This window comes from Pseudomonas sp. A39 (assembly GCF_058145955.1).
In genome coordinates, this window is the sequence record NZ_JBYVMD010000003.1 from 45,233 (window position 1) to 62,994 (window position 17,762).

The following is a 17,762-nucleotide window of genomic DNA, read 5'->3' on the forward strand; positions in this document are numbered from 1 at the left end:
TCCCACATTGACCGGTTTAAACGCGGGCGGCGAAGACGGCCTGATGCTGGCGGCACTGCTCCGCCGTCAACATGAACACCCCGTGCCCACCGCGCTGAAAGTCCAGCCAGGCGAAGTCCACTTCCGGGTACAGCGCCTCGACATGCACCTGGCTGTTGCCCACTTCAACAATCAGCAAACCCTTCTCGGTCAAGTGGTCCGCCGCCTCGGCCAACATCCGCCGCACCAGGTTCAAGCCATCATCACCGCAGGCCAGGCCCAGTTCCGGTTCGTGCTGGTATTCATCCGGCATGTCGGCGAAGTCTTCGGCATCCACATACGGCGGGTTGGACACAATCAGGTCAAAGCGCTGGCCCGGCAGACCGTCGAAACCATCACCCTGCACGGTGTACACGCGCTCGTCGACGCCATGGCGCTCGATGTTCTGGTTGGCCACTTCCAGGGCTTCGAAGGACAAGTCCCCCAGCACCACTTCGGCGTCCTGGAACTCATAGGCGCAAGCGATGCCGATGCACCCGGAGCCTGTGCACAGGTCGAGGATGCGTGCCGGCGGTTGGGCCAGCCAGGGCTCAAAGCGGTTTTCGATCAGCTCGCCGATCGGCGAACGCGGGATCAGCACGCGCTCATCAACGATAAACGACATGCCACAGAACCAGGCCTCTTTCAGCAGGTAAGCGGTGGGCACGCGCTCGTGGATACGGCGATGCAGCAAACGCTGAACGTGGGAAATCTCTTCTTCTTCCAAGTTGCAATCCAGGTAGCTGTCGGCAATTTCCCACGGCAGGTGCAAGGCGCCGAGCACCAATTGCCGGGCTTCGTCCCAGGCATTGTCGGTACCATGCCCGAAAAACAGCTCTTCCCCATGGAAACGGCTGACAGCCCATCGGATGTGGTCGCGCAAGGTGCGCAGGCGGGAAGTGATCACGGGGGCAAACTCCTGGAAAAAACGACTGGCGATTCTAACAGTCTTCACCGGTACCGACGATGTACGAAACCCCTTCGCCATCCGTCGGAATTCATCCAAATTGCCATCATTGGGTTAAACACGCACACCTCTTGACATGGCTGCACGCCAACAACGGCGTACCTTACGATGGTAGCGATTCACAGAACCGCTCAGCCAGTGGACAATGTCACAAAAGCCCCCCTCACAGGAGCCCCAGAATGTCCGTTCCAAAGACGATGTTTCAACTCAGCGGTCGTGGTTACGCAGCAGCGAACCTCAGCCATGCGACCCTCGTGATCATCGACGCCCAGAAGGAATACCTCAGCGGTCCACTCGCCCTCTCGGGCATGGACGCAGCGGTTGGCAATATCAAGCAACTGGTCGCCGCAGCCCGCAACGCCGGGCGCCCGATCGTGCATGTGCGCCACCTGGGCACCGTTGGCGGCCTGTTTGACCCGCAGGGCGAGCGCGGCGAGTTCATCCCGGGGCTCGCGCCTGAAGGCGACGAAACCATCATCGGCAAGCTGCTGCCCAGCGCGTTCCATGGCACCGGGCTGGAAAAGCACCTGCAGGACCTCGGCTCGCTGGACCTGATCGTCTGCGGTTTCATGAGCCACTCCAGCGTCAGCACCACCGTGCGCGCCGCCAAGAACCTGGGCTTTCGCTGCACCCTCGTGGAAGACGCCTGCGCCACCCGTGACCTGCCTTACAAAGGCGGCATCCTGAGCGCCGAACATGTGCAACAGACCGAAATGGCCATCATGGCCGACAACTTCGCCACCCTGGCGCTGACCAAAGATCTGATCTGATCGTCCTTCTGATGAGCGGCGCGACCTGTTTATGTCTCCGCTCATCAGCAAATGCCTGTCATTTGCTGCAATTGCCTCGGGTACAGGAACAACCTGTGTATTGTCCGGTCGAAGGGCCGATACCCTGGAGGAAAGGTCGGAATGAAGATATCCGATGGTTTTGATGCTCGTCGCTTGCGCCCCAAGGGCCCGAGCAACTGGCGTCTGCGCCTGGTGGCCGGCATTGCCGCGCTGCTGGCGATTGTAGGTGTGCTGTTGGCCGGCGCTGGTGGCGCCGGTCTGTTCGGTCACTCGCCGGCCCTTGGCGAACTGAATGCCAGCCCAGGCGGCTCGGCAATCCTTGCAGTGATCGGACTATTGGTGCTGTGGTTGGGCGTGTGGTTGTGGCGCCGTAGCCGTCGGAAGATGCGTCAGCCGTTGTCGCTGAACATCGCTTCACACCTGATGAAAAAGCACGACTGATGGCGCTTGGATAGCGTTTCCTGCGCCCTGGCCGCCGCGATTTAGGTAAACTGCCCGCCCTTCGCGGAGGCTGACATGCAAGACGACGATTTTTCCCTGTTCAAAAATGAGCTGCGCGGCGTCAAGCCGATCAAACACGACCGCGCCGACACGGGCAAACCCAAGGCTGACCGTGCGCAGATCGCCAAGCTGCGCCAGGCCGCGACCGTACGCACCGATGCCACCACGGTGGACGGCCTGTCGGACCAGTTCGTGATCGACGTCGGCCCCGAAGACGAGCTGATGTGGGCCCGCGACGGCGTACAGGAAAGCCAGATGCGCAAGCTCAAGGTCGGCCAGATCCCGTTCGAGGGCAGCCTCGACCTGCACGGCATGACCGTGGAGAAAGCCCGGGAAACCCTGTGGGCCTTCCTCGCCGAAGCGACCAAGTTCGAAATCCGCTGCGTACGCGTTACCCACGGCAAGGCGGTGCGGCTGGACGGCAAACGCCCCATGATCAAGAGCCACGTCAACACCTGGTTGCGCCAGCACACGCAGGTGCTCGGCTTTACCTCGTGCCAGGCCCGCCACGGCGGCGCGGGTGCGGTGTATGTGATGCTCAAGCGCACCATGATGGAAGGGCGCGACGAGTAACAAGTGCCATCGTCAGGCTTGCAGCGATGTGTCCGCCACCGTAACCTTGCGCTTTGCGAAAATCCCACAGGTAGTTTCATGTCCCTGGAACAGAATTACACCGCGATCCTCGGCCAACTCGGCGAGGACGTTTCCCGCGAGGGCCTGCTCGACACGCCAAAACGTGCCGCCAAGGCCATGCAGTACCTCTGCCGCGGCTATGAGCAGACACTGGAAGAAGTCACCAACGGTGCCTTGTTCAGCTCCGACAACAGCGAAATGGTGCTGGTCAAGGACATCGAGTTGTACTCGCTGTGCGAACACCACCTGCTGCCGTTTATCGGCAAGGCTCATGTCGCCTATATCCCGAGCGGCAAAGTGTTGGGCCTGTCGAAGGTCGCGCGGATTGTCGACATGTATGCGCGCCGCCTGCAGATCCAGGAAAACCTCAGCCGCCAGATCGCCGACGCGGTGATGCAAGTGACGGGTGCCCTGGGCGTGGCCGTGGTGATTGAAGCCAAGCATATGTGCATGATGATGCGCGGCGTGGAAAAACAGAATTCGTCGATGATCACCTCGGTGATGCTGGGTGAGTTCCGCGAAAACGCGGCCACCCGTAGCGAATTCCTCAGTCTGATCAAGTAACAGGCTGCGTAGGAAAAGACCGGCGTTCATCGCCGGTTTTTTTTCGCCTGCAGAATTAAGGTAAGCTGCGGCCCCTTCTGTCATGGGCAAGAGGTTTCAGCCATGTTCGTCAAAGCACTTCGAGTCGGCCTCGGCCACGTCATCATCGCGGGCGACTACCTGACCCGCCCGCGCAAAAAACAGCGCCCCGCCGAACAGCAGGCGCAGGTGAACGCAGCGGCCAAGGAATTGACCCTCTACCAGTTCCACGCCTGCCCGTTCTGCGTGAAGACCCGCCGCACCCTGCACCGCCTGAACGTACCGGTGGCCTTGAAGGATGCGAAGAATAATGAGCAAGACCGCCAGACCCTGCTGGAGCAAGGTGGCAAGATCAAGGTGCCATGCCTGCGCATTGAAGAAAATGGCCAGACCACCTGGATGTATGACTCCAAGGTGATCATCGACTACCTCGACAAACGTTTCGCGGCGGTCTGACAGACACTGGATAACCAATGTGGGAGGGGGCTTGCCCCCGATAGCAGAGTGTCAGTCACACATAAGTTGACTGATACACCGCCATCGGGGGCAAGCCCCCTCCCACAGTTACGGTATTTACAGGTCGAGATCCAATAATGCAGAGCCCAGGCACTTGCCATGGGCATCCAGCGCCAGCGAACGCGTGACGCCACCCCGCAAGATCCCCGGCAGCACGAAGTTCAGTGCCTGCACGTTAGGCAATTCATAACGCCGCACCGGTGCAGCGCCGGGCTCCAGCTGGTCCGCAAAAAACTCAGCCACGCGCTCGGCGGTCAGCGTTTCGCACAGCAGCGAATAGTCCTCGGCACGGTACGCAATAATCGAGATGTTCGACGTATCGCCCTTATCCCCGGTCCGGGAATGGGCCAGCGTGTGCAGCTTCATGCTTCGATCCTCGGGTTGACCACGTTACGCGACAGCAGCAACGATGCCACTGCCACCACCTGGCGTACGCTTTTGCTGGCGCCGCCGCCACCAGACGGGCCGTTGGTGTAGAGCGTTTCCACTTCATTGCCCACACGCACCGCTTCGCTGCGTGCTTCACAGCGGGCCGCCACGCGCAGGCGCACTTCCCAGGGCTCGACCGTGCTGCGCGGTCCGTGGAGCGCGTCCATGCCGATCAGTTCGGCACGCACGTCCTGCATCTTCACGCCCGTCAACTCAAGACGCTTGAGGACGACATCCCGCGCCAGCTGCGCTCGTGCAACAGCACCGGGGCCACCGTAGGACATCTGCCCTTCGCCGATCCAACCGTCCAGATAACCGACGCTGACCTTTAACTGCTCGGGTCGCGCACGGCCACCCGCACCCACGGCGCGAACGCGATCAGCGCTTTCCTCGAAAAATCCCACGTGGGAAAAATCAGCGGTCACGTCAGGCGTGAGGTACGCCGCCGGGTCGTGCACTTCGTAGATCAGCTGCTCCGTGCACGTGGCGCGGCTGACCCGGCCACCGGAGCCGGCGACCTTGGTGATCAGCGCTTCACCCTCGGCATCGATCTCGGCCAGGGGGAAGCCCAGGCGGGCCAGGTCCTCCACCGCCTTGCGACCAGGGTCGGCAAAATAGCCGCCACTGACTTGCCCGGCGCACTCGAGCAAATGCCCCACCAACGTACCGCGTCCCAGGCGCTGCCAATCATCCGCTGCCCAGCCGAACTCAAACATCTGCGGCGCCAGGAACAAGGAGGGGTCGGCCACACGCCCAGTGATCACCACATCCGCATCCGCGCGCAACGCATCCAGAATGCCATCGACGCCCAAGTAGGCATTCGCGGAAATGATCCGCTCGCCCAGGGAACCGACCGTCTGGCCGTTATCCAGCAGAAACTCGGGCTGCAGCACCGTCAACACGTCGTCGCCGACCACGGCAACCACCTTGAGATCAAGGCCCAGCTCGCCGGCAATCCGCCGCACTTCAACAGCCGCCGACAGCGGGTTGGCCGCGCCCATATTGGTGATCACCCGCAGACGGCGACGCCCGGCGCTTATCCCTACGAAGGGCAGCACACGACGCATGCGTTCACTCAACAACGGGTCATAACCGCCAGCGGGGTCGGTGATCCGCGCCTGCTGCGCCAGGGCGATGGTGCGTTCGGCCAGGCACTCGAAGACCAGGTAATCCAGGTCGCCCTGCTCGGCCAGTTCCACGGCAGGTTCGATACGGTCGCCGGAGTAGCCGGCGCCGGAACCGATGCGCAAGGTTTTCATCTCAAATCACTCCCAGGAGCAACGCGGTCAGGGTCATCAACACCGACGCGGCAAACAGAAAAGGGATGGTAAAGCGCTGGTGATCGGCCAATTCGACCTTGCACAAGCCCACCAACAGAAAGGTCGCGGGGGTCAGCGGGCTGACCGGGAAGCCGGTGGTGTGTACGCCCAACAACGAGGCCTGGGCCACTTGCAGCGGGTCGACGCCGAGGGCCTTGCCGACTTCGGCGATCACCGGCATTACGCCGAAATAGTAGGAATCGGGGTCGAATAGCATGCTCAGAGGCATGGAAATAAAGCCCACCACGGCCGGGATCAGCTTGCCGTGGCCGGCGGGAATCTGTGCCACTGCCACTTCGGCAATCGCCTTTAGCATCCCGGTGCCTTGCATGATCCCGGTAAACACCCCGGCGGCGAGCAGGATACTGGCCATGGTCAGGGCGGTTTTTGCATGGGCGTCGATGCGGGCGCGTTGGGCATCCACGTTCGGGTAGTTGATGCACAGTGCCAGCACCGTGCCGAGCATGAACATCACCACCGGGTCGACCCAGCCGGCGATCATCACCACCATGACCAGCACAGTCAGGATCAGGTTGACCCAGAACAGCCGAGGGCGACGCAGCTTGATGTCATCGTCGCTGAGTACCCGTTGCGGCACCGCATCGACGGTTGAACCGGCGCCCAGGCCCAGGCGTTTTTCTTCGCGACGGCCGAGCCACCACGCACAGCCGAAGACGAAGACCAGGCCGACGATCTGCACTGGAATCAGCGGTTGGAACAGGTCGGCTACCGGCACATGCAGCGCCGCCGACGAGCGCAACACCGGACCGGTCCATGGCAGAAAGTTGACCCCGGCCGCCATCGCGCATACGCAGGCGAGGATACGTTTGTCGATGCCCAGCCGGGTATACAGCGGCAACATCGCCGGCACCGTCACCAGGAAGGTCACCGCACCGGAGCCATCCAGGTGCACCAGCAGCGCCAGGGTCGCGGTGCCGACGACAATCCGCGTAGGACGCGTGCCTACCGTACGCAGGATGCGGTCAATGATGGGGTCGAGCATGCCGGCATCGGTCATGATCCCGAAAAACAGGATCGCAAACACAAACATGCCCACCACGGGGGCGACGTTCTTGATACCGGTGATGATGAAGGCGCTGGTCTGCAGGCCGAACCCACCAAGCAGCGCGGCGATGATCGGTAAAGCGATCAGCGCCACCAGCGGTGAAAGGCGTTTGCTCATGACAGCAGCGAGCAGGCACAGGATGGTGATGACACCCAGGGTAGCGAGCATGGGTTACTCCAGAGCGGCCTTGGTGGCCGGTTATTGTTTTCCCTGGAGTATTGGAAGCGAGGTAGTCTTTGTAAATTGGAATATTCACCAGCTAGTGTTCGGAAAAACAAAATGAAGAACAGTATCCAACACATTCAAGCGTTTCTTGCGGTGGCTCGCACAGGCAGCTTCACCAAGGCGGCCAATGAACTGCATCTGTCGCCTTCCGCACTGACGGTGCAGGTCCAGCAACTGGAAGACTGGCTCGGCGTCGCCCTGCTCGACCGCAGCCCGCGCCATGTGAGCATCACCGCCGCCGGCCAGGAAGCCCGCGGGCCCATGGAAAAACTGCTGCTGGACCTGGACAACATCGTCACCGGCTCCCGCGATTTGGCCGCCCTGCGCCGGGGCGTGGTCACCATCGCCGCCCTACCCTCGGTCTGCGCCGGCACCCTGCCGCCGGCGCTGCGCCTGTTTCGCGAGCGTTTTGCCGGGATCGAAGTGCGCCTGCATGACCTGGTGGCCCACCGGATTCATGCCCAGGTGCGTTCCGGCGAGGTGGATTTCGGCATCGGCGTGCGCGCACGGCTCAGCCATGGCCTGGAGTTCGTGCCGGTATTGAATGATCGCTTGTGTGCGTTCGTGCCGGTGGATCATCCCCTCACCCGCCACCGTCAACTGAGCCTGGAACAGTTGGCGGACCAGCCGATCATCCTCACTGGCCGTGACAGCAGCGTGCGGGAGCAAGTGGATGCGCTATTCGATGAGACACGCCTGACGATGAACGCCGGCATGGAAGCCAACTACATGTCGACAGTGCTGGCGTTGGTGCGCCAGGGATTGGGCATCAGTGTGCTGCCGGAATCGGCGGCGGACAGCCTGGAAGGGTTGAAGCGCATCAGCATCGATCACCCCGGCGTGAACCGGGAGATCGGGTTGATCAGCCGCAGCGGGATGGGGTTGAGCCCGGCGGCGCAACGCTGCTTTGACCTGTTGAAAGAACAACTCTCTGACACACCACTGAGCTGAATGTGGGAGCTGGCTTGCCTGCGATGCAGACGACACTGTCTGCCAGTTGCACTGCGGCGATACTATCGCAGGCAAGCCAGCTCCCACATTTTGACCGAGTGAATCAGTCCAGCATGGCCACATGCTTAGGATGACTGGCAACACGTTTCAACCACGCCTGCACACCCGGATAAGCGTCCAGCTCAAAACCACCCTCATGGGCCACATGGGTATAGGCATACAAGGCCACGTCCGCGATGGAGAACTGATCACCCACCAGGTACGGCGTCAGTTGCAGTTGGCGCTCCATGACCTTGAGCGCCTTGTAGCCACCCTTGTGCAGCTTCTTGTATTCCTCCAGGCGTTCCTCGGGCAGCCCCAGGTAGAACTGGATAAACCGCGCCACCGCAATGTACGGCTCGTGGCTGTACTGCTCGAAGAACTGCCACTGCAACACCTGGGTACGCAGGCGCGGTTCGGTCGGCAGGAACTCGCTGCCATCGGCGAGGAAGTTGAGGATCGCATTGGACTCCCACAGGCAGGTGCCGTCTTCCAGTTCCAGTACCGGGATCTTGCCGTTGGGGTTCTTGGCCAGGAATTCGGCGGTCTGGGTGTCGCCCTTGAGGATATCGACATCGATCCATTGGTACGGGATGCCCAGCAGGCTGAGCATCAATTTGACCTTGTAGCAGTTGCCCGACTTGTAATCGCCATAAACTTTGTACATGGGGCTCCCCTTATGCCGCTTGCGCGTGCTGTGCTTGACGGACCACCGCGGCCAGGCGCTTGAGACCTTCGTCCAGGCGGGCCGGGTCGATATGGCTGAAATTGAGCCGCAGCGAACCCAGGTGTTGGTCCGGCTCGGAAAAGAACGGTTCACCGGGCATGAACGCGACGTTCTGTTCTAACGCTTGCGCCAACAAGGTGCGGGTGTCGAGCGGCTGTTTCAAGGTCAGCCAGAAGAATAATCCACCCTGGGGCACCTGCCAGTCGGCCAGGTCAGCGAAGTGATGCGCCAGCGCCACTTGGAATGCGTCACGGCGCTCGCGGTAAAAGCTGCGCAGTTCTACCAAGTGCTGTTGGTATTTTTCCGTGCCGACCCACTGCATCGCCTGCCATTGACCGACGCGGTTGGTGTGCAGGTCCGCCGATTGCTTGAGCTTGAGCAAGTGCGGGAACAGGTCCGGGCTGGCGATGAGGTAACCCACGCGCAAACCGGGCAACAACGTCTTGGACACAGTGCCGGTGTAGATCCAGCTGGCTTTTTTCAGGCGGCCAACGATGGGCTTGGCACTGCCGCCGTCAAAGGTCAGTTCGCGGTAGGGCTCGTCTTCGATCAGCGTCACCCCAAACTCGTCGAGCAAGGCGGCGACCGCTGCGCGCTTGGCCTCGCTGTAGCGTACAGCCGACGGGTTCTGGAAGGTTGGAATCAGGTAGATAAACGCCGGGTGGTGACGTTCGAGGTTAGCGCGCAACGCGGCCAGGTCGGGACCGTCGGTTTCCAGTGGCACGGTGAGGCAGTCGGCACCGAAGAGTTGGAAGATCTGTAAAGCAGCCAGGTAGGTCGGGCCTTCCAGCAGGATCTGGGTGCCTTTGTCGATGTACAGTTTGGCGGCCAGGTCCAGGGTTTGCTGGGAGCCGCTGACCACCAGCACCTGGCTGGCCTGGCACGGTACGCCCAAGGCGCGAGCCTGCGCAGCGAGCAGTTCGCGCAAGTGGGGTTCGCCTTCGCTCATGCCGTATTGGCCGATAGTGAGCGGCATGTCATCCCAGTCCAGGGCGGGCAGCATGGCTTGCGCGGGTAGGCCACCGGCGAACGACATCACTTCCGGACGCTGGGCCGCCGCGAGGATTTCACGGATCAGGGAGCTTTTGAGGCGCGTAACACGTTCAGAGAAGGCCATTAGGGTCACCGGTAGCGAAGACTGTAGAAAATACGTCAAACTGGTTGACCGAAATTACGACGACTTCAGTGGATACGTCAATATGCTTGACCTTAAAAACCCGACCAGCCAGCAAACAGCCATGGAGGCGTTCTTCTTCGGCTACCAGGCCTTTACGGCCAAGGCCGACGAAATGCTTGAGCGCCGTGGCCTGAGCCGGGTGCATCAGCGCATCGTGTTTTTTATCGCACGCTACCCCGCCCTGAGCGTGAAGGAACTGCTCGAATTGCTCGGGGTGAGCAAACAGGCGCTGAACATGCCGTTGCGTCAATTGCAGGAAATGCACCTGGTGGACAGCGTTGCGTCCGAAACCGACAAGCGCAAACGCCTGCTGGAATTGACAGAGGAAGGTCGGCGTTTCGAGCAGTCATTACGCCGTGAACAGGTGAAGCTGTTACAGCGCGCGTTCAGTGAAGCGGGCGAAGACGCGGTGGCGGGATGGCTGGCGGTGAATCAGGCGTTAAGTGCGGCTAATTAGCCTTTCATCCCCTTTTACCCAGTCAATCGAAAACATTATTTGCTTTATTTGTATACAAAAGCATAATTCGCTTCGTGCGAGTTCCTGACCTATTGGTCAACAAACCCGCCAGTACCTCTCAGCGCCTACGCGCTGGCCATAACAATAAAATGCTTGAGGAGTACTCGCTGTGGATAGCCGCAAATCCGAAGCCTCACCCCTGGACCTCCAACCCACCCACACCGGCTGGCTGGAACGCCTGTTCAAACTGCGCTTGCATGGCACCACAGTGAAGACCGAGCTGATCGCCGGCCTCACCACCTTTATCACTATGGCGTACATCATCTTCGTCAACCCGAACATCATGGCCGACGCCGGCATCGATCATGGCGCGGCGTTCGTCGCCACCTGCATCGCCGCCGCGCTGGGTTGCCTGTTGATGGGCCTGTACGCCAACTGGCCAGTGGGTCTCGCACCAGGCATGGGGTTGAACGCGTTTTTCACCTACACCGTGGTCGGCACCATGGGTTACACCTGGGAAACCGCGCTGGGCGCGGTGTTTATCTCCGGCGTGTTGTTCATGGGCCTGACGCTCTCGCGGGTGCGTGAGTGGTTGCTCAACAGCATTCCGGTCAGCCTGCGCCATGCCATGGGCGCGGGCGTCGGTTTGTTCCTCGGGGTGATCGGTTTGAAAACCGCCGGGATCATCGTCGACAGCCCGGCCACGCTGATCAAGCTCGGCTCGCTGCATGAACCCGCGCCACTGCTCGCGGCCGTGTGTTTCCTGCTCATCGCCATTCTCAGCTACCACCGCGTGTTTGGCGCGATCCTGATCAGCATCATCGCCGTCACCCTGGCCGGATGGGGGCTGGGGCTGGTGCACTACAACGGCATGATCTCAACCCCACCGAGCCTGGCGCCGACCTGGATGGCCATGGACGTGAAAGGTGTGTTCAATGTCAGCATGATCAGCGTTGTATTTGCCTTTCTTTTTGTACACATGTTCGACACCGCAGGTACACTGATGGGCGTCGCGCAACGAGCCGGGCTGGTCAATGCCGATGGCAAGATCGATAACCTGTCCCGCGCGTTGAAGGCCGACAGTGCCTCCAGCGTGTTCGGTGCCATGGTCGGCGTGCCACCGGTGACCAGCTACGTGGAAAGTGCCGCCGGTGTCGCCGCCGGTGGCCGCACCGGGCTGACGGCCGTGACCGTGGGCGTTCTGTTTGTGGCGGCGATGTTCTTCGCGCCGCTGGCCGGCATGATTCCTGCGTACGCCACGGCCGGCGCGTTGATCTATGTCGCAATGCTGATGATGAGCGGCATGGCCCATATCAACTGGGACGACGCCACCGACAGCATCCCGGCGATTGTTACGGCGATCATGATGCCGCTGACCTTCTCGGTTGCCGACGGGATCGCCCTGGGTTTTATCACCTATGTGGCACTGAAGGCCGGTACCGGCAAGCATAGGGAAATTTCTGTCAGCCTGTGGGTGCTCTGCGCGATCTTCATTGCCAAGTTCGCGTTCCTGTAGGGACACCGGTTTGACCCCGCCTCACCCCGTCGGGTGGGGCTTTTGTATGAAGGGAGGAACGCAATGAGTCTGGAAACCTGGCTGCTGTTCAGCGGCGCTGCGCTGGTAGTGATCCTGATCCCAGGACCGCTGTCATTGCTGATGATCAGCAACAGTTTGAATTTCGGTCTGCGCCGCTCCTACCCGGCATTTCTCGGTGGCGTGTCTGCCTCGATCTGCCTGTTGAGCGCATCGGCATTAGGCCTGGGCGCCCTGCTGCTGGCGTCGGAACACCTGTTCAGCGCGTTGAAAATTGTCGGCGCGGTCTACCTGTTTTATCTCGCCTGGCAGAGTTGGCAGCAATCGCGCCAACCGGCCCAAGGTGCCGTGGTACCGCAGGCCGTCGCTACGCCGCGCTTTCGCACGCTGTTTGGCCGCGCCTTTATACTGGGCGCCAGCAACCCCAAGGACATCCTGTTTTTTGCCGCCTTCCTGCCGCAGTTCCTCAGTGCCCAGCAGGCGTTTGTGCCACAGCTGTTGATCATGATCGCCACGTGGACCGTACTCGACCTGCTGTGCAAGCTGGCCTACGGCCTCGGCGCCCATGGCGCAGCGCAGTACCTGCGCAGCGGCAAGGGGCAACGCTGGTTCAACCGCATCAGCGCAGGGTTGTTCAGTGGTGCGGGCGCGGCGTCACTGCTCAGTCGCTGATCGTTACCTAGTCCGTCACCTTAATCATGAACACCGTAAAGTAACCCGCGCTGCGGTTGTGCTGTATGCCCACCAGCATTTTGACCAGGCGTTTGTCCTTCATGGCTTGCTTGACGGGCTCGTACAGCCCCTTCTTGCTGGCAGGGCTATGGGTCAGGGTTCGTCGAAACCAGGTGTCGGACAACTGCAGCACATCCGTGGACTGGATATTCAGGCTGCTCGACTCCGTCCAGCGCGTCATCATGAAGTACACATTGCTGGATTTGGGATGGGTGCAGATAAAGTTGTACTGGTTGCCCATCTTGCGTTTCTCCACTGCCGTGACGGTAAAACCCTGGCGCTCAAGCACTTGCCTGACGGCCTTGCGCACGGTCAAGTTTTTGGTGTGCGTACTCGCGGTGCCTTTTGGGCCAGACAGTGCAGGAGGCAGTCGAAAAGGCACGATGAAGTCCACGCGGGCAAACCCCATCCCAGTGCTTTCAGTGGCGATGTTGATGCTCGCTCGCTTCTCCAGTCGCAGCGGCTTGAGCATCCTTAACAGGTCATCCGTCTGCCCCAGAACGCGGGGCACCGGCGGCAGCCAATCATCGAGGGTCGCGCGAATATTGAGCAGGCGCGTTGCGGTCATTGAGCTCCCCGTATCGGCCAGTTCTACCAGACGATGGGCTACGGCGTACTGACTCGAACGGGTCAAGCCAGGAAAAGCCGTAGCCACCGACTCGACCAAGGGCCCAACGAACAGCGGTTGACGCGGCGTCCACAGGCCGTCGGCCCCCAAGGTAAAAGGAATGGGCTGGGAAGCCAGGTCATCGCTGAGCCAGTGGACCAGTTCGTCATAAGACCCTTCTCCCATGCGTACGCTACGCCTCACGAAAACCAGATCGTCCGGTGCCTTCGCGCCTGCGGGGAGGATCTCGTAATATTTATTGCCCAACAGCAGTGCGTCGTAAGGTCGGGGGCCAGGCATACGGTACAAGCGCTTGGACTCGGATATCGCCTGCGGTGGCTCGGCCGGTACTTCCTGCCCCCAGCCCTGCCAGGCATGATCCGCCAGCACGGCGCGGTCCCGATAACCGGTGCGGGGAGGAGCCTGCGGTGCCGACCAGCCGGTGTTCCCCTCCGTTGTATCCCAAGGCCTCCACCGCCCGGAGCTGGGACCGGGCGTCGGCTCCGGAGCGTCGGCCCCCAGTAGCCACTCGGAGGGTTCTTGAATACGTAGCACCAGTTCGTTCTCACCGCCGGCCTTGGTGTTTTTCATGCGCAGGTCGCGCTCCCCTGGGCGACGATAAACGGCGTAGCGCTCTGCACCGTCGACCACAAACTGTTCGCCGCCTTTCACATAACTGCCCTTGCTGTGGCCACGAAGGGCAATCGCACCGTCGACGGTGGTCGAGGTGCTATAGCCGTCAAGGCCCTTGAGCGAACGCGCGCCGGGCGACGAACGCAAATAAAAGTGGCCGCCATGTGCCATTCGCTGCTGGCGGTGCAACTGCTTGAGGGCCTGGCGCAGGGTCGCGGTGCTGAGGCCACGACTGCCCCGCGCCAGGATGCCGGGGCTTAAGGTCATGAGCGCTTCGACCACGGCCATGTGGACACTCGACACCAGGTCGAACACTGCATGTGGCGAGGCGCGTTGATACACCCGCCTGGCAGCCAGCAATACTTCGTACACCTTGACACCCAGGCCCACCCCCGGCACGTAGGACAATAGCCCGCGCCGCCTGGCGTCGACCTGTTCACCCAAGCGCCATTCGCGATAGGCCTGCAACTCTTCACGGGAGTTGGACTCACTGCGCGCCTGGCGCTGGACACCGAGTACCCGAGCATGGGCCACCATGGCCAACAGGTGACAGCCGTTGCTGAGGGTAATCCCCAACCACTGACGCGGTGCTGCGGCCTGTTGCTCACTGATTTCGGCTTCGATCTCCGTCAAGGCGTTGGCCGGCTGTACGCGCCAGGTCATGAACCATCGCCGCACAGCCTTTGCGATGCCCGGCCAACCGTTGCTTGCAAACCCGTGGATGACCCTCAACCAGCTCAATGGTTCGGCAACACGGTGCAGGACTTCCGGGTAACTGCCGAGGGCCTGAGCCTCCCAACCCGGCGCGATTTTGCGGGCAATGTCCAGACAGATGTCCGGTTCAGCCGCAAGGTCGATCAGTGCCTGACGAGCTCGCGCCAGGTTCAGATGCTCGGTTAACGCCGGGTGCCCTGTTGCCTCGGGCCAATACACCAAGCACCGGCCATCGACTTGATCGAGGATCACCACAATGCCGGCCACATGTCGCGGCTGGGGTAACGTCAACGCCTCCAGCCGAACGCAACACAACTGAACCCGATGACCGTTACGTTCCAGGTCAGACACCGAGCGGGCGCTCAGCGCAACGTCAAACAGGCTTTGCGCACGGGCACTCAACCCCGCGTTGACGGCACTGAACCGCTCCCATCGCGCCGCCAACCGAAACGCCCGTAACAGGACAGCCCGCAGGCCAGTCGAACCCTCGCCATCACCATAAAACGCCTGACTGATCTGGTGGTCGTACTGCCCGCCCAGGTCCAGGGCCGAAATCGTTTCAAGCAAATAGTCAGGGGTCAGGCGAGTCTTCCAGGAGGGTTCCAAGTAACGCGCATGGCGCAACCTCTGTCGTGTCCAGGGCGCCTCGGCATCCAGGTTGCTCAGGGCCAGTTGTAACAGGCTGAACTGGCTGCGTTGCTGGCTGACCACCGTCTTGATCCCCGACCCGCCCGCCGGGCGTTGTGGGTGGCCTTCCCAGTGGGTGCTGACATCATCGGGCAACTCCAGCATCGGTTGGTCGATGTTCACCTCGGGATAAAAACCATCGGCGGTCAACTGCGCGATCAGCGCTTGGCGAGCAAACGTCGCCAGCGCCGGCAACTGGTGCAACAGGCCGCGCTCGAGGGCCTGGCGCGCACTCAGTGCCTGGGTTTGCAGCCGTCCATATTGCCTGCGTTGGGCCACTGCGGCCTGGGCCATCCAGGCGGGCAAACGCTTGACCTGCGCCGCCGCCAGGCGCAAGACCTCGACATTGGCCAACGCCTGGTCCCGCGTGTCGTTGGGTGGGATCTGCAAGCTGCTGGCCGCTTCATCGGCCAACAGCATTTTGGCCAAGGCGGTGTCACTGACTTCGCCAAAAACTTGCTCGCCTTTTTCCACGCTCACCCGCAGTTGATTGAAGCCTTCGAGCTGCTCACGAATCGCCAGCATCAGCGCGTGCCCTTCAATCACCGACCAGGTCACCGTCAACGGCTGGTCGGTCGCCAAGGCGTTGACTTCAGCCATGGCCCGTGCGCGCTTCGGACGGTGAACGCTGCGCCACAGGGGTGAGCCGTCCGCGTCTTTAAGACTGGCGTCCAGCGCGGCAGACAGTTGCTCCAGTGAATTGAACCCTTGAAGCCCACCGTGGATACCCGGCAAATAAAACAGCACCGGCTCTTGGCGAACCGGCCGAGCCACAGCCTCGGCAGTGGTGATGACCCATGCTCCGAGCAAGCGATGGCCGCTGCCGATCGAGACACCCAGCCACCGCGTTGTACTGCGTGCATCGGCGGTGGCTGGTTTTTTTTCCAGGGCTTCAAGCCCGACCTTCAGATGGCGGGGCCCAATCACCTTCAACTGGTGTTGCAGGCGCACCTCGGCATCCAAAGCCGTATGGCATGCCTTCAGCAGTTGCGAAGCCCGTGAACGCTGGCCTGCGGGGCTATATTTCCAGTATTCGAGGTCTGCCAGGCGCGAGTCAGAGACCAGCGTTTGCGCAGCGGCAAAGGCCTCCTGCCACTGCCGGTGCAGCGCTTGGAAGTCGCTATGCGCGGAGGTCTCATGGTTCAGGTCCGTGGGGTCCAACAGCCCCGACAGCGCTTTCTCATAGCGCAGCAGCTTGGCTTCGCGGGTTTTGATCGCCAGGTCCGAATCCAGGCTGGCAAAATCGATGTGCTGCAACCGACGCAGCCGGTCCCACTCCAGCATTTGCTCCAACGCAGCGTGAAGGTCCGGTCGTGGCTGGATCCACTGCTTGCGCTCCTGCTCAACCCGCTGCAAGCGCTGGATAATACTCCCCTCGCTGCCGCGTACCGCGTCGCGAGGAAACACCAGGACCAAGTTGATCTGCCGGACACAATCGCGCTCATTTTCCCATTGGACGCGCACCACGCTATCGGCGCTGTGGTGCAGTGCGTTATCCGTCAGCGGTTGCGGGGGCTGGACGGTGAGAGGAACGGCATCCTGTGAGACAACGTCCGGTAATTCGTGTCGACGACTCAGGGGCAAACGTGGCCACACGGCCTCCAAATGCCGATTGATCAACCTCGGCAGTTGCTCTTGCAAGCTGATCAAGGAGCCAAATTCGTGAAACACCTGGGCCAACCCCGGCAGAACAATCACCTGCCGCTGATGGCGGCGCCCCTCGTCCTGATAGATATGCAAGGCGCCGCCCAACAGCACGCGGACCGCTCCCTTGGCCGGCCAAAATAGCGGTGAAACCTGCAAACCGCCCCAAAACCCACCCGCCTGCTGCCGCGCCGCCAAGGTGGGCGCGTCGAGGATGCCCTGGACCATCTCCACGCCATGATCCGACAGCTCCAACACGCCGTGAGCCAGCAACGCCTGGTCGGCTAACCACTCGCTGTAGACCTCACGCCAACGTGCCTGGCGTGACAGCCAGGAGTCGCCCGCCAATCCCGTCCAGTAATCCGCCTGGGCCTCATCAAGCTGCGCGTGGTCCCACTCTCCAAGAGCATCCAACAAGGCCGCCTGGGACGTGTCATCCAGCGTACACGGGGCCACGCCATCATCATCGGGCTCCGACGCCAGCAACCTCAGGCTCGCCTCGATCAAGTCCGGCAGTGAGCATAGCTGGCCCTCCTGCATCGGCACTTTGCCCGACAGGGCTTCAAAGTTCACGCCGAAGGCCTTTTGTAATGCCACGCGCGTAATCCGGCGAATGCGTGGGGCACGGCTCAGTAAGGTGTTCAGGCGTTTGGTCGATGCCCGGGCTCGCAGGCTGGCGGCGTGCAGCTCGTTGATCGTGCGGCTGGGCGAAGCGCTGGAATTGATTCGGCGGGTCAAGCCGTCCTTGATAGGGTCATCGTCCACACGTCCTGCCTGAGAGTCGGGTACCTCGCTCATCTTCGCCTCCGTTGC

General features: G+C 61.5%; 16 protein-coding genes. 9 read left to right on the top strand and 7 right to left on the bottom strand.

Annotated elements, in window-relative coordinates; all coding sequences use genetic code 11:
* Positions 1-16 precede the first annotated feature (16 nt).
* Complete coding sequence (gene prmB / locus AC3ZU9_RS03115) at positions 17-925, bottom strand: 50S ribosomal protein L3 N(5)-glutamine methyltransferase (RefSeq protein ID WP_015885107.1); 909 nt, start codon at positions 923-925, stop codon at positions 17-19.
* A gap of 239 nt (positions 926-1,164) precedes the next feature.
* On the opposite strand from prmB, the gene AC3ZU9_RS03120 reads away from it, so the two are divergent.
* The 5 genes from AC3ZU9_RS03120 (at position 1,165) to AC3ZU9_RS03140 (ending at position 3,948) form a co-directional block, all read left to right on the top strand.
* The gene (locus AC3ZU9_RS03120; protein WP_015885108.1) at positions 1,165-1,755 is read left to right on the top strand and encodes a cysteine hydrolase family protein; all 591 of its coding nucleotides are present in this window, start codon (positions 1,165-1,167) and stop codon (positions 1,753-1,755) included.
* Between the two features lie 141 nt (positions 1,756-1,896).
* The gene (locus AC3ZU9_RS03125; RefSeq protein WP_015885109.1) at positions 1,897-2,217 is read left to right on the top strand and encodes a hypothetical protein; all 321 of its coding nucleotides are present in this window, start codon (positions 1,897-1,899) and stop codon (positions 2,215-2,217) included.
* A gap of 75 nt (positions 2,218-2,292) precedes the next feature.
* Positions 2,293-2,850 carry a Smr/MutS family protein gene (locus AC3ZU9_RS03130; protein WP_015885110.1) on the top strand — a complete coding sequence of 186 codons (558 nt, stop codon included), beginning with the start codon at positions 2,293-2,295 and terminating at the stop codon, positions 2,848-2,850.
* Positions 2,851-2,928: 78 nt separating this feature from the next.
* Positions 2,929-3,474, top strand: coding sequence for a GTP cyclohydrolase I FolE (gene folE, locus AC3ZU9_RS03135; RefSeq protein ID WP_003442011.1), 546 nt, complete (start codon positions 2,929-2,931; stop codon positions 3,472-3,474).
* Positions 3,475-3,576: 102 nt separating this feature from the next.
* Positions 3,577-3,948: a glutathione S-transferase N-terminal domain-containing protein gene (locus AC3ZU9_RS03140; RefSeq protein ID WP_015885111.1), complete on the top strand. Its 372-nt coding sequence runs from the start codon at positions 3,577-3,579 to the stop codon at positions 3,946-3,948.
* A 117-nt stretch (positions 3,949-4,065) separates the two neighbouring features.
* Here the strand turns inward: AC3ZU9_RS03140 and AC3ZU9_RS03145 are convergent, their stop codons facing one another.
* Genes AC3ZU9_RS03145 through AC3ZU9_RS03155 form a run of 3 tightly spaced genes read right to left on the bottom strand, consistent with a single transcriptional unit; the run spans position 4,066 to position 6,990 of the window.
* Positions 4,066-4,374, bottom strand: coding sequence for an AtuA-related protein (locus AC3ZU9_RS03145; RefSeq protein ID WP_102061953.1), 309 nt, complete (start codon positions 4,372-4,374; stop codon positions 4,066-4,068).
* Entirely contained in the window at positions 4,371-5,696 is a 1,326-nt protein-coding gene (locus AC3ZU9_RS03150; protein WP_490090303.1) for an acyclic terpene utilization AtuA family protein, read from the bottom strand. The genes AC3ZU9_RS03145 and AC3ZU9_RS03150 overlap by 4 nt, the downstream gene beginning before the upstream one ends.
* 1 nt (position 5,697) lies before the next feature.
* Positions 5,698-6,990 carry a CitMHS family transporter gene (locus AC3ZU9_RS03155; RefSeq protein ID WP_015885114.1) on the bottom strand — a complete coding sequence of 431 codons (1,293 nt, stop codon included), beginning with the start codon at positions 6,988-6,990 and terminating at the stop codon, positions 5,698-5,700.
* 111 nt (positions 6,991-7,101) lie between these two features.
* Between AC3ZU9_RS03155 and AC3ZU9_RS03160 the strand changes: the two genes are divergently transcribed.
* Positions 7,102-7,998, top strand: a complete 897-nt coding sequence (locus AC3ZU9_RS03160) for a LysR family transcriptional regulator (RefSeq protein WP_015885115.1) — start codon at positions 7,102-7,104, stop codon at positions 7,996-7,998.
* A gap of 103 nt (positions 7,999-8,101) precedes the next feature.
* On the opposite strand, the gene AC3ZU9_RS03165 is transcribed toward AC3ZU9_RS03160, so the two are convergent.
* Positions 8,102-8,704 (bottom strand): glutathione S-transferase family protein, encoded by a 603-nt coding sequence (locus tag AC3ZU9_RS03165; protein WP_015885116.1) that lies wholly within the window; start codon positions 8,702-8,704, stop codon positions 8,102-8,104.
* Positions 8,705-8,714: 10 nt separating this feature from the next.
* Positions 8,715-9,881, bottom strand: coding sequence for an aminotransferase-like domain-containing protein (locus AC3ZU9_RS03170; protein ID WP_046036062.1), 1,167 nt, complete (start codon positions 9,879-9,881; stop codon positions 8,715-8,717).
* Positions 9,882-9,963: 82 nt separating this feature from the next.
* On the opposite strand from AC3ZU9_RS03170, the gene AC3ZU9_RS03175 reads away from it, so the two are divergent.
* From AC3ZU9_RS03175 to AC3ZU9_RS03185, 3 genes are all read left to right on the top strand, one after another.
* The gene (locus AC3ZU9_RS03175; RefSeq protein WP_015885118.1) at positions 9,964-10,398 is read left to right on the top strand and encodes a MarR family winged helix-turn-helix transcriptional regulator; all 435 of its coding nucleotides are present in this window, start codon (positions 9,964-9,966) and stop codon (positions 10,396-10,398) included.
* A 169-nt stretch (positions 10,399-10,567) separates the two neighbouring features.
* Entirely contained in the window at positions 10,568-11,914 is a 1,347-nt protein-coding gene (locus AC3ZU9_RS03180; RefSeq protein WP_015885119.1) for an NCS2 family permease, read from the top strand.
* A 63-nt stretch (positions 11,915-11,977) separates the two neighbouring features.
* Positions 11,978-12,604 (top strand): LysE family translocator, encoded by a 627-nt coding sequence (locus tag AC3ZU9_RS03185; protein WP_046036061.1) that lies wholly within the window; start codon positions 11,978-11,980, stop codon positions 12,602-12,604.
* A 7-nt stretch (positions 12,605-12,611) separates the two neighbouring features.
* Here AC3ZU9_RS03185 and AC3ZU9_RS03190 read toward each other — a convergent pair whose 3' ends face one another.
* The gene (locus tag AC3ZU9_RS03190; protein ID WP_490090304.1) at positions 12,612-17,747 is read right to left on the bottom strand and encodes a dermonecrotic toxin domain-containing protein; all 5,136 of its coding nucleotides are present in this window, start codon (positions 17,745-17,747) and stop codon (positions 12,612-12,614) included.
* Positions 17,748-17,762: the final 15 nt, after the last annotated feature.

Bases quoted from the DNA above. Each gene is read 5' to 3' on its own strand.
- AC3ZU9_RS03145 (WP_102061953.1), bottom strand. From the start codon at position 4,374: ATGAAGCTGCACACGCTGGCCCATTCCCGGACCGGGGATAAGGGCGAT.
- AC3ZU9_RS03140 (WP_015885111.1), top strand. From the start codon at position 3,577: ATGTTCGTCAAAGCACTTCGAGTCGGCCTCGGCCACGTCATCATCGCG.
- AC3ZU9_RS03120 (WP_015885108.1), top strand. From the start codon at position 1,165: ATGTCCGTTCCAAAGACGATGTTTCAACTCAGCGGTCGTGGTTACGCA.
- AC3ZU9_RS03125 (WP_015885109.1), top strand. From the start codon at position 1,897: ATGAAGATATCCGATGGTTTTGATGCTCGTCGCTTGCGCCCCAAGGGC.
- AC3ZU9_RS03190 (WP_490090304.1), bottom strand. From the start codon at position 17,747: ATGAGCGAGGTACCCGACTCTCAGGCAGGACGTGTGGACGATGACCCT.
- AC3ZU9_RS03150 (WP_490090303.1), bottom strand. From the start codon at position 5,696: ATGAAAACCTTGCGCATCGGTTCCGGCGCCGGCTACTCCGGCGACCGT.
- AC3ZU9_RS03185 (WP_046036061.1), top strand. From the start codon at position 11,978: ATGAGTCTGGAAACCTGGCTGCTGTTCAGCGGCGCTGCGCTGGTAGTG.
- AC3ZU9_RS03175 (WP_015885118.1), top strand. From the start codon at position 9,964: ATGCTTGACCTTAAAAACCCGACCAGCCAGCAAACAGCCATGGAGGCG.
- AC3ZU9_RS03165 (WP_015885116.1), bottom strand. From the start codon at position 8,704: ATGTACAAAGTTTATGGCGATTACAAGTCGGGCAACTGCTACAAGGTC.
- AC3ZU9_RS03155 (WP_015885114.1), bottom strand. From the start codon at position 6,990: ATGCTCGCTACCCTGGGTGTCATCACCATCCTGTGCCTGCTCGCTGCT.
- AC3ZU9_RS03170 (WP_046036062.1), bottom strand. From the start codon at position 9,881: ATGGCCTTCTCTGAACGTGTTACGCGCCTCAAAAGCTCCCTGATCCGT.
- AC3ZU9_RS03130 (WP_015885110.1), top strand. From the start codon at position 2,293: ATGCAAGACGACGATTTTTCCCTGTTCAAAAATGAGCTGCGCGGCGTC.
- AC3ZU9_RS03160 (WP_015885115.1), top strand. From the start codon at position 7,102: ATGAAGAACAGTATCCAACACATTCAAGCGTTTCTTGCGGTGGCTCGC.
- folE (WP_003442011.1), top strand. From the start codon at position 2,929: ATGTCCCTGGAACAGAATTACACCGCGATCCTCGGCCAACTCGGCGAG.